The 529-nt window shown below is 43.7% G+C and carries 1 protein-coding gene; it reads right to left on the reverse strand.

Annotation, left to right across the window (positions count from 1 at the left end; genetic code table 11):
- Positions 1 to 70: 70 nt before the first annotated feature.
- Positions 71 to 529, reverse strand: a 459-nt coding sequence (locus ACYQ0J_RS00715) for a hypothetical protein (protein WP_460170285.1), incomplete at its 5' end; no start/stop codon positions are given.

Raw genomic sequence — 529 nt, forward strand, 5'->3', positions numbered from 1 at the left:
CCAGGTCTTGCCCCCGGACCCGCACCGCTTTGACCGGGATAGGGATGGGGTGGGGTGCGAGAGCGAGAATTTAAGGCAAGTCAGCCTGTGAGGCGTTAAGTGTTACAAGAAGCAAAAACGAACCGAGAAAAACAATAACAAAAACATGAAACGCATATGCAATGTGATGTGGAAAATTTGAAAAAATGGAGGGGACTAGGGGAGTTACCCCAAGGAGGAAGCCGAGAGTATAAGAAAGGGCACTCACGGAGTCAAGGAAAAAAACTTGCAAAAGCCGATTTTGCAGTAAGTTTGCTAGTAAACTGAAGCGTCTATCTACAACAAAGCGCTTAGCTCGTCTAGCTACTATAGCTATCAACAAAAGAATGACGGAGTAAACTGTTGCGAAGACAAAAAATACAGCAAAGTTGCTTGTAGAAAGAAGTCCAGTCAAAAAGTTTAGAATGGCGTTAGATTTTAACAAAAGGGCCACCAGAGTAAAAAGCAAAGCCAAAAAAACACGAGGAAGCACTTCTCTCAGAAACAAGTG

Source organism: Thermus sp. FJN-A (assembly GCF_054655095.1).